The 9,475-nt window shown below is 43.4% G+C and carries 8 protein-coding genes; 6 read left to right on the top strand and 2 right to left on the bottom strand.

What is annotated here, in order from left to right; genetic code table 11:
• Positions 1 to 42: 42 nt before the first annotated feature.
• Positions 43 to 741 (bottom strand): NAD(P)H-flavin reductase, encoded by a 699-nt coding sequence (gene fre / locus L865_RS0114735; RefSeq protein ID WP_028773932.1) that lies wholly within the window; start codon positions 739 to 741, stop codon positions 43 to 45.
• An 88-nt stretch (positions 742 to 829) separates the two neighbouring features.
• Positions 830 to 2,311: a 4-hydroxy-3-polyprenylbenzoate decarboxylase gene (ubiD, locus tag L865_RS0114740; protein WP_028773933.1), complete on the bottom strand. Its 1,482-nt coding sequence runs from the start codon at positions 2,309 to 2,311 to the stop codon at positions 830 to 832.
• A gap of 179 nt (positions 2,312 to 2,490) precedes the next feature.
• Between ubiD and L865_RS0114745 the strand changes: the two genes are divergently transcribed.
• The 6 genes from L865_RS0114745 to L865_RS23935 all read left to right on the top strand — a co-directional run bounded on the left by L865_RS0114745 (position 2,491) and on the right by L865_RS23935 (position 9,393).
• Positions 2,491 to 2,997: a hypothetical protein gene (locus L865_RS0114745; protein ID WP_028773934.1), complete on the top strand. Its 507-nt coding sequence runs from the start codon at positions 2,491 to 2,493 to the stop codon at positions 2,995 to 2,997.
• A gap of 378 nt (positions 2,998 to 3,375) precedes the next feature.
• Complete coding sequence (locus L865_RS0114750; protein WP_028773935.1) at positions 3,376 to 4,632, top strand: HlyD family secretion protein; 1,257 nt, start codon at positions 3,376 to 3,378, stop codon at positions 4,630 to 4,632.
• Positions 4,632 to 6,797, top strand: a complete 2,166-nt coding sequence (locus tag L865_RS0114755) for a peptidase domain-containing ABC transporter (RefSeq protein WP_028773936.1) — start codon at positions 4,632 to 4,634, stop codon at positions 6,795 to 6,797. The genes L865_RS0114750 and L865_RS0114755 overlap by 1 nt, the downstream gene beginning before the upstream one ends.
• A 289-nt stretch (positions 6,798 to 7,086) precedes the next feature.
• Positions 7,087 to 7,275, top strand: a complete 189-nt coding sequence (locus tag L865_RS0114760) for a class IIb bacteriocin, lactobin A/cerein 7B family (RefSeq protein ID WP_028773937.1) — start codon at positions 7,087 to 7,089, stop codon at positions 7,273 to 7,275.
• A 387-nt stretch (positions 7,276 to 7,662) separates the two neighbouring features.
• On the top strand, positions 7,663 to 7,995 hold the full coding sequence (locus L865_RS0114765) for a hypothetical protein (protein WP_028773938.1): 333 nt from the start codon (positions 7,663 to 7,665) through the stop codon (positions 7,993 to 7,995).
• A 171-nt stretch (positions 7,996 to 8,166) separates the two neighbouring features.
• Positions 8,167 to 9,393 carry a hypothetical protein gene (locus tag L865_RS23935; RefSeq protein WP_051484634.1) on the top strand — a complete coding sequence of 409 codons (1,227 nt, stop codon included), beginning with the start codon at positions 8,167 to 8,169 and terminating at the stop codon, positions 9,391 to 9,393.
• The last annotated feature ends 82 nt before the right edge of the window (positions 9,394 to 9,475 follow it).

Here is a 9,475-nt window from a genome sequence, read left to right on the forward strand (position 1 = left end):
TGGGTTTTTAGTCTTTATCGATTTAGGGATAAAGGGGCATAATTATTTGATGAATGCGAAAGCATCACCAAACAAGTGATCTTCTTCAACGCCTATTTCACGGAAAACTTCCCGCGCGGCACCCACCATATCAAAACGGCCAGCGATGTAGATGTCGTAGCCTTTGAGGCTAATAAAATCGCTTTTAATCTGGTCAAGCAGGTTAGCTTGTTTGCCATCCCAGTTTTGTTCAGCTTGCTCAACCACGGGCACAAAGTGCAACCAGTTGTGGTCCTTATGCCATTGGCGCGCAATGCTTTCGTAATACATGGCGTCTTGAGTACGGCAGCCCCAATACAGGGTAGTTTCTACTTTTTGGCCTAAGTTAATCTGCTGCTCAACGATGCTCTTGATATAAGAAAAGCCGGTGCCGCCAGCGATTAATAATCGAGGGCGAATATGCGCTTCACGCAGGTGCGCATCGCCACCAGGCATTTCAATATCAATGTATTCGCTGTTTTGCAGACGCTCGACCACTTGCATTGGGTAGCTCTCGCTTACTGCGGCTCCAATATGCAATTCAATTTGCTTGGCACCGGGGGCAGAGGCAATAGAAAATGGACGCTTATCTTTTTCACCCATGACGATGCAAAGGTACTGACCCGCATTAAAATCGATCAAAGTGTCAGGTGTCAGCGAAACCTGATAGACGGCATCATTAAATGCGGTGACGTGTTCTACTTTACAGCGAATGGTGTTCATATTAATCCTTTATTTGTCTCTCTTTGGAGACTTGTCTCTATACTATTTAAATTGGCGCGCTGGCCTTATCAGCCAGCAAATATAATCATTATAGGGTAGGGGCTTGATCGATCCCTAAATCATCCCACATGGCATCTACTTTTTGTTTAACCGCTTCATCCATGACAATGGGGGTTCCCCATTCACGGTCAGTTTCGCCTTGCCACTTATTGGTTGCATCCATACCCATTTTGGAGCCGAGACCGGCCACGGGGGAAGCAAAATCTAAGTAGTCGATGGGGGTGTTATCAATCATTACCGTATCGCGCTTAGGATCCATACGTGTGGTGATTGCCCAAATCACATCATTCCAGTCACGGCAATTGACATCTTCATCCACGACCACAATGAATTTGGTATACATGAATTGTCTCAGGAATGACCAAGCTCCCATCATCACGCGTTTGGCATGACCTGGGTATTGCTTGCGAATTGAGATCACCGCCATACGATACGAGCAACCTTCAGGTGGCAGGTAAAAGTCGATAATTTCTGGGTATTGCTTACGCAAAATTGGCACAAACACTTCGTTTAATGCCACGCCCAACATCGCTGGCTCATCGGGTGGACGGCCGGTATAGGTGCTATGGTAAATAGCATCTTTTCGCTGGGTTATATGGGTGACCGTAAACACAGGAAACGAGTCAGTTTCGTTGTAGTAACCGGTATGGTCGCCATAGGGACCTTCTTCAGCCATTTCTTCCGGGTCAATGTAGCCTTCTAGAATGATTTCGCTGGTAGCCGGTACTTCTAAGTCGCAGCTAATGGCTTTACACACATCAGTGCGTTCACCACGTAATAATCCGGCAAAAGCATATTCGCTCATTGAATCTGGTACAGGCGTGACCGCACCTAAAATTGTTACCGGATCTGAGCCGAGCGCCACGACAACGGGGTAGCGTTCACCTGGGTGTTTCTCTTTAAAGTCTTTAAAATCCAGTGCGCCACCACGGTGGTCTAGCCAACGCATGATCAGCTTGTCTTTGCCCAGCAGTTGCTGACGGTAAATACCCAGATTCTGACGCTTTTGTCTTGGCCCCTTAGTAATGGTTAATCCCCATGTAACTAGAGGGGCGACATCGCCAGGCCAACAATGCTGAATTGGTAGCTTAGTGAGATCGACATCTTCACCTGTTTTTACGATTTCTTGGCAAGGTGCATTCCGCACAGTTTTTGGCGGCATGTTTAGCGCTTGCTTAAACATAGGGATTTTAGAAATGGCATCTTTAAAACCACGAGGTGGCTCTGGCTCTTTCAAAAATGCCAGCAACTCACCCACATCGCGCAAGGCTAAGGGATCTTCTTTGCCTAATGCCATCGCCACGCGTTTCGGGGTGCCAAATAGGTTGGCAAGCACCGGCATGTCGTTACCGACTGGGTTTTCAAATAGCAGCGCAGGTCCTTTCGCGCGCAAAACACGGTCGGCGATTTCTGTCATTTCCAAATTAGGATCAACAGGATGGCTAATTCTCTTTAGCTCGCCATTGGCTTCAAGGTGATCGATAAAACTGCGTAAATCCTTAAAACTCATGTGGAATTACTCACTGCTAGATAATGTGATATGGCGCGCACTATAGCATTTTTCCACCATAGGGTTAATAGCTATTGCGCTGCAAAGTCGCCATAGCCTTGCCAGTGTTATCTGTAGATTGAAAGGCGTATACTAAAATACAATTATCATCGGCTTTTTCAGCGCAGCAGGAGGTCACTATGCGGTATTTATGCAAATGTCTGTTCAAGACCGTATTTGGCTGCAGTGTGCTGCTGAGTACGATGGGCTCAGCTGCGGGCAATTCACCTGCAGTGAGTACATATACTGGCGTCGTTGCTGGTAGCCATGTATGGCTGGGATCGGGCTGGAACAACTGGGATTATGGCGATCGCTGGCGCTGGGGAATAGGCGTTGGTAGCGGATCGCCCTACTGGAACAGCCATCGTTATTACTGGAACCGTCCTTATTGGAATCGCCCCTACTGGAATAACCGTTGGCGCTACCCTTATCGATATGAACGCCGAGTTCGCGACCCAGAATCCGCTACGCCGGTAGCCATTTCGCCACCGCAACGCACGACAACCAGTGTTGAGTACAGTGATGCCATTCATTCTCTGCCAGCCAATGCTCGAGTCATACAACGTGACAACCGCACCATTTATGAATGGCAAGGGGTTGAGTATGTGTATGACTGGTATAGCCAAAGCTACAAAAGAGTAAAATAGCGATATCAGTTTTCACATTAATTATATTTATCCATATTATTGTGGCTATTTTTAATTTCTTTTGGTTATAAATTATTTTTTTATTATTTTAAACTGGTTGATATCAATGTAAGCACTTCCTTATTAAGGTAAGTGCTCCACTTGTTTTGCTGTTGTTCTATTAAATGAAGTATTCCTCCTACTTGTTATTGCAGTATTTGTTACTTTTTATGTCTACTTTTTTCTTTTTTATGTTTTTTTCAGTGTATTACGTTGCTGCTTGAATGTTAGTTGTATGTTTTATTGATTTTGCCTTCCGCAATAGGGTCTAGGGGGTAATAGTTTCAATTCGAGAATGTTGATGTTGTTATTTAAATGTCGTATCGCTAGGGAGTGGTAATGTCAGGGATGTTTAGAAAGCAAGCTGTTGAAGCGCAAAAAAATAAATTGCATGGTGATATATCGCTAGCGCAACCTTTGTCTATCTATACAACTGCATTTATTTTACTCTCAGTTGTGACTGCAATAGCCCTATTCTTATCTTTTTCCAGTTATGCCCGCAAAGAAACCGTGCGAGGTTATATCGTCCCCGATAAAGGCGTGATTAAGGCTTATGCCAGTCGTAGCGGTAATATTGAAACATTATATGTAAAAGAAGGGGATATAGTCGCAAGTGGTCAGGCGTTAGCGACCATTGTATTAAACCGCGCCATGGTCTCGGGTGCAGAGCTAAGTGAAAACCTCATAGATCAACTGGAAAAACAAATATCGCTGTTACTTGAAGAGCAACATACCAATCAAGCTTTAAAACAAAAAGAATTAACCAGACTCAACATTGCTATTAAAGATATTCATCGTTCACTTACTGTGACTGAGCAACTTGAGCAACTTGAGCAATTACTGAAAGAAAAATTCACGCTACAACAGCGGCAGCATAACCAGCATGAAACGCTATTTACCGATGGATTCATCTCTACATTAGAGTACCAAGCTCAGCAAGAGAAATTTATCGCAGTAAGGCAGGAGTTAGAAAATCTGCAAGCTAACCGAGTTCAGCTGCAAAGTGACTTGAATAAAGCCAGCGCTGAGTTAGAACTATTACCGCACCAATATAAATTAAAGCAAAATGATGTTGATAGACGCATTTCTGATTTACATAGACAGATTGATGAAACACAAAATAACCACCGATATGTGATTAAAGCTACTGAGGCTGGAACCGTTGCTGCGATTCAAGTGGTTGAAGGGGAGCTAGCTAGCTCAAACAAACCTCTGCTTAGTATTATTCCACAAGGGGCGGTGTTGGTTGCTGAACTGCTGCTACCAACACGTTCTGCGGGCTTTGTTAAAAAGGGTGATGAAGCTAGGCTTAGGTTTGATGCTTTTCCCTATCAACGCTTCGGCTTTTTACAAAGTGAAGTCGTGCGGATTGATAAAGCCTTGCTACTTGATGGCGAAGCCAACGTCCCTATCGCTCTACAAGAACCGGTTTATCGCATTCGCACCCATTTATCGGCGCAATCGGTTAACGCTTATGGGGATAAATTTCCCCTTAAAAGTGGCATGTTACTCGAGGCTGACATCGTACTCGACAGGCGCAGCCTACTGGATTGGTTACTTGACCCCATTTACAGCTTGCAAGGGAGGGTAGGCTAATGACTGACTTATCAAGCCATCCTGGTAATGAGCAGCAAACTAGCGCAGTTAGCCTACTGGAGTTTTCCGGCAAAAAGCGTGTGCCACTGATTCTTCAGGCTGAAATGGCCGAGTGCGGACTGGCTTGCATGGCGATGGTGGCAAGTTTTCACGGTCATAAGCTAGATATGGCGGCACTGCGTAAACGCTTTACTGCTAACCTTAAAGGGATGAACCTGCAGCAACTCATTGAGTTAGCCGACAACGTTGGTTTAGCCAGTCGCGCGCTTAAATGTCCGATTGAAGATATTGGTAAGCTGTCACTGCCCTGTGTGCTGCATTGGGATATGAACCATTTTGTGGTGTTAACCGGTGTGACTAAACGCGGTTTGACCATCAATGACCCGGCACTGGGCAAGCGCAACTTATCGTTTAAAGAGTTTGCTGAGCACTATACCGGAATTGCGTTAGAGTTAACGCCTGCTAAAGGTTTTAAGCAGCAAGATGAGCGCCAACAGATGCGCCTGTCACAGCTGTGGAGCAAGATGACCGGTTTGGGCCGAGGGCTGCTAACCTTATTTGTCTTATCTGTGTTGTTGCAAGCCTTTGCACTGATTAGCCCATACTACATGCAGTGGGTGGTTGATGAGGTGTTAATTAGTCAAGACAAGCCTTTACTGATTGTACTGGCTATTGGTTTTGTGCTACTAGCGATAATTAACGTGGTGACCACGGGCGTACGCAGTTGGCTAGTGCTTAGGGTATCGAGCCTATTAAACATGCAGATGGGCGTGAACCTATTACGTCACTTATTGCGCTTGCCCATGCAGTACTTCGAAAAGCGCCACATTGGCGATGTGGTTTCTCGTTTTGGCTCGCTTGCACAAGTACGTGAGCGCTTGACCACTGGCTTAGTTGAAACTTTAGTTGATGGCGTGATGTCGATTGCTGTACTGGTGATGATGCTGCTCTATAGCGTGCAGTTAACTATGGTGGTGTTGGCTGCTATCACAATTTATACGTTGATTCGATTTGGTTTGTATCGTCCATTGCACCGCGCCACTGAAGAATCCATTCAAGCCAATGCCAAAGAGCAAACTAATTTCTTAGAAAATGTTCGTGGCATACAAACCATCAAGCTGTTTACCTGTGAGCCGCAAAGGCAAAACCTTTGGCAGAATCGCTACAGCGAAGTGATAAACGCCGATATTCGTTTAGGTAAACTGCAAATTAGCTTCGATGCCGCCAACAAGCTGCTGTTTGGTATCGAAAATGTCATTGTGGTCTACCTTGCCGCGACCATTGTGATGAGCGGTGGAATAACCATAGGGATGGTGTTGGCTTTTATTGCCTATAAAAATCAACTTACCGAGCGTGTTGCCAGTCTAATTGAACAACTCATTCTGTTTCGGATGTTGCGTTTACATTTAGACCGTATCTCCGATATTGCACTGCATCAACAAGAGCCGCATCGTGATGCCAGCCAGTCACTTAGTCATGTTATCGGCCAGCTAAGGTTGGAGAATGTCTGTTTTGGCTATGGTGACAGCGAAAAACAAGTTATCGACAATGTGTCATTAACCATCGAAGCCGGTGAGTCTGTTGCTATTGTGGGAGAGTCGGGCTGCGGTAAAACCACCTTAGTTAAGCTGATGCTTGGGCTACTATCCCCCACCCAAGGGCGAGTGTTACTTGATGGCCAAGATATTACCCAAATCGGTTTAACCCAATATCGCCAGCAGATTGCTGCCGTGATGCAAGATGACACCCTGTTATCTGGCTCTATTGCTGACAACATCACTTTTTTTGACCCAGAGCCAAACTATCTGCGTATGCAGCAATGCGCGCAACATGCGGCGATTGAAACCGATATCAGCAAAATGAACATGGGTTATAACACGCTAGTGGGCGACATGGGTAGCCAATTTTCAGGTGGGCAGGTGCAGCGTTTATTGCTTGCGCGGGCACTGTACCAGCAACCCCGTTTACTGTTTATGGATGAGGCAACCAGCCATCTTGATATTAACAATGAAGCCAAAATCAGCGAGCAGATAAAACAGCTGGAGATGACGCGAGTGATTATCGCCCACCGACCTGAAACGATTAAGCAAGCCGAGCAAGTATTAGTGATGCATCAGGGTAAAGTTTACACCCAAGCACAAATGCAACAGTTGCAGCAATCGTAGCAGTTAACGGAGTGATATAGCTCGCTCACTAAGAGTGAGCGGATCCAATGAAAAACATTAATAAAAAGAGCTAAAACAAGAAGCAATAAAAACAATCAATGAAAAGGATTTTAGCCGATACCACACAGATGCAATCACATTGCAGTGGTAAAGGTTAAAAGTAAGGGCGGCGCTACTTTAGCCGGAAACGCTGCCCTTAGTCAGTCGCTTAAGCACTTGATAAGGCTCAATGCCCATTCAAGCGCTTAGGCAAACATAACGTTAAATAGTTTAAATTAAGGAAGATATTATGCAAGAACTTACAAAAAATGAAATTGAACAGGTTAATGGTGGTGCAGTTCCTGTTATTGCTGCTGGGCTTGCTCTTGCATCGCATATTGGGGTTGGTGGTTCTGCAACAACAGTATTAGGGCATGTAATGAGTGGAGCAGGGTTGGCACTCGCAACTTGGAGCTTTGCTGAATATATGATGGAATAAATCTTAGCAGGGGCTATTAAATAGCCCCTGTTACTTTGAAATGGGTATTGTTATGAAAAAAAGATGGAATATATTAACATTTTACATTGGATGTATATTTATTGGGCAGATCTTTGCTTATTCAAGTGGAGTTGAGCTTTCAAGTGTAGTTAAATCTGGTCTATTTTTTTTAGCGTTGTTACTAGTTGTTTTTATTATTGCGGATAGGTTCAGAAAATGAGAGTTATTTTTATTCTTGCCGTATGTGTTCTCTTTTTAATTAACGCGATTAACAGTGGGGAGTTGTTAAGTATTATTGCTTTTTTTATATTTTTATTGCTATTTTTCTATACGTTATTATGTGAAAATAAGCGTTGATTTTTAATTTGTAATCAGGGGCTTTGACTTGTGAATAATTCAGAAAATAAAAACCTTAAGGATATGTGTAACTTTCTCAAGTTCAATGGTCTTAGGTACAGCATGTCATCTAATAATTTGATTATTCATCCATTTCTTTGGGTAAAAGTTAAAGTTTTGAGGAAGGGGGAAGAGTGTGAGTTGGTTACCGATGAGTGGCGCAATGGATTGTTATTTGTTCTTATGACAGCTTGGGCGTTAATGGTTAGAGATGATATGCCTATTCATGTACTTTTCCTCAGTGTTGCGCTTTTGAATCTCGTCATATTAATAATGAAGATAAAGGCAACTGTCGTTTTTTCAAATTTTAAATTATCGAAATAGTGATTATGTTGCGTCATTGCTGGCAAGTTCATTCTTGGTTAGTGACATAATTGGTTCGGCTCACGCGACTTCAATTGAACACTTCTGTTAGGGTGTGTTTTACTATATTGTTTATTCATTTTTAAAAAAATTATGATGAATTTATCTTGTTGTAGTTTTTGAGGTGGTGGTATGTGGTTGAATAATTATATATTGAATAAGTTAGTTTCTTATAAAAATAACAAGTTGACTCTGTTTGTTGTACCTATTTGGGCGGCTTCGATTCTAATAAGCTACATAATTAGTCCCGCTCATGCTACTTCTATTGAAGACTTCTCTCGCCATAGCGAGTTTCATAATGTCAAAATCTCACCGGACGGCAAACATTTAGCAGTACTAATCAATACAGACGGTCGCAAAACCTTGGCTTTTCTAGACACTAAAACCTTTGAAGTGACCTTTAGCTTAGGCGGTGAAAAAAAAGATCAGGTTGCCGATTACTACTGGGTGAATGATGAGCGGGTGATTATTCAAGTGGAGCAGGTGAAAGGTGCGCTTGAAAAGCCTGTGAGCTATGGTGAGTTGTATGCGGTGAACTTTGATGGCTCTAAAAGACGAATGATTTTTGGTTACCGTAGTAAAAAGCCGTCTCTTCACGGTGGTTTTCTGTTGGATAACTTAGAGGGGGATGATAAGCACGTACTAATTTATCAAAAGTCAATCAGTCGCGACACTAGTGTATTGCCCGAGGTGGCTAAGCTTAATGTTTATACTGGCAAAAGCCGCAGGATTAAGCGAGCGCCCATTGCTGATAGTACCTTTTTAGTTGACCACCAAGGCACTCCACGGTTTGTCTCTGGTACTGATAAAGCGTTTAACACCCAATTATATTACTCAAAAGCTAAAGGTGAGCCATGGGTTAAATTTGGTAAAGAGTTTGAAGGTGAGTTTCAACCCATTGCGTTCGCTCCAGACAATCAAAGTGTCTATGTGCTAAAAAGTAGTGATGGTGGGCCTAAAGCACTTTACCACTTTGACCTTAATACCCAAAAAGAAACTCAACTTTATCGCAGTGAAATGGTCGACCCCACTTATGCCATGAGTTCAGATCTTAACGAAGTTTATGGCCTGCGTTTGGATGAGGATTATCCTAATTATTTGTACCTCAAACCGAGCTCAGAAGATGCGAAGTTGCATAAAGCACTCGTGTCAGCTTTTAATGGCGACAGCGTGATTGTGAGTAGTAAAACCCGTGATGGCAAGCAGGCGATTGTGCATGTTAGTAGCGATCGTAATCCTGGCACTTTTTACCTATTTGATACGCAAACTATGAATGCGCGCCATTTAATGAGTGCTCGCAGTTGGATTGATCCAAATAAAATGGCATTAACTGAGCCGTTTCGAATTAAAACTGTCTAGTCCTAAAATAGGTTGACGGTTTTTATTAAGCCAGTTGGTATTCCCAACTGGCTTTTTCATGCACCTCATTTGGGGTTTTCAT

Origin of the sequence: Shewanella waksmanii ATCC BAA-643 (genome assembly GCF_000518805.1) — a bacterium.
Lineage (GTDB): Bacteria > Pseudomonadota > Gammaproteobacteria > Enterobacterales > Shewanellaceae > Shewanella > Shewanella waksmanii.

Bases quoted from the DNA above. Each gene is read 5' to 3' on its own strand.
- ubiD (WP_028773933.1), bottom strand. From the start codon at position 2,311: ATGAGTTTTAAGGATTTACGCAGTTTTATCGATCACCTTGAAGCCAAT.
- L865_RS23935 (WP_051484634.1), top strand. From the start codon at position 8,167: ATGTGGTTGAATAATTATATATTGAATAAGTTAGTTTCTTATAAAAAT.
- L865_RS0114760 (WP_028773937.1), top strand. From the start codon at position 7,087: ATGCAAGAACTTACAAAAAATGAAATTGAACAGGTTAATGGTGGTGCA.
- L865_RS0114750 (WP_028773935.1), top strand. From the start codon at position 3,376: ATGTCAGGGATGTTTAGAAAGCAAGCTGTTGAAGCGCAAAAAAATAAA.
- L865_RS0114745 (WP_028773934.1), top strand. From the start codon at position 2,491: ATGCGGTATTTATGCAAATGTCTGTTCAAGACCGTATTTGGCTGCAGT.
- fre (WP_028773932.1), bottom strand. From the start codon at position 741: ATGAACACCATTCGCTGTAAAGTAGAACACGTCACCGCATTTAATGAT.
- L865_RS0114755 (WP_028773936.1), top strand. From the start codon at position 4,632: ATGACTGACTTATCAAGCCATCCTGGTAATGAGCAGCAAACTAGCGCA.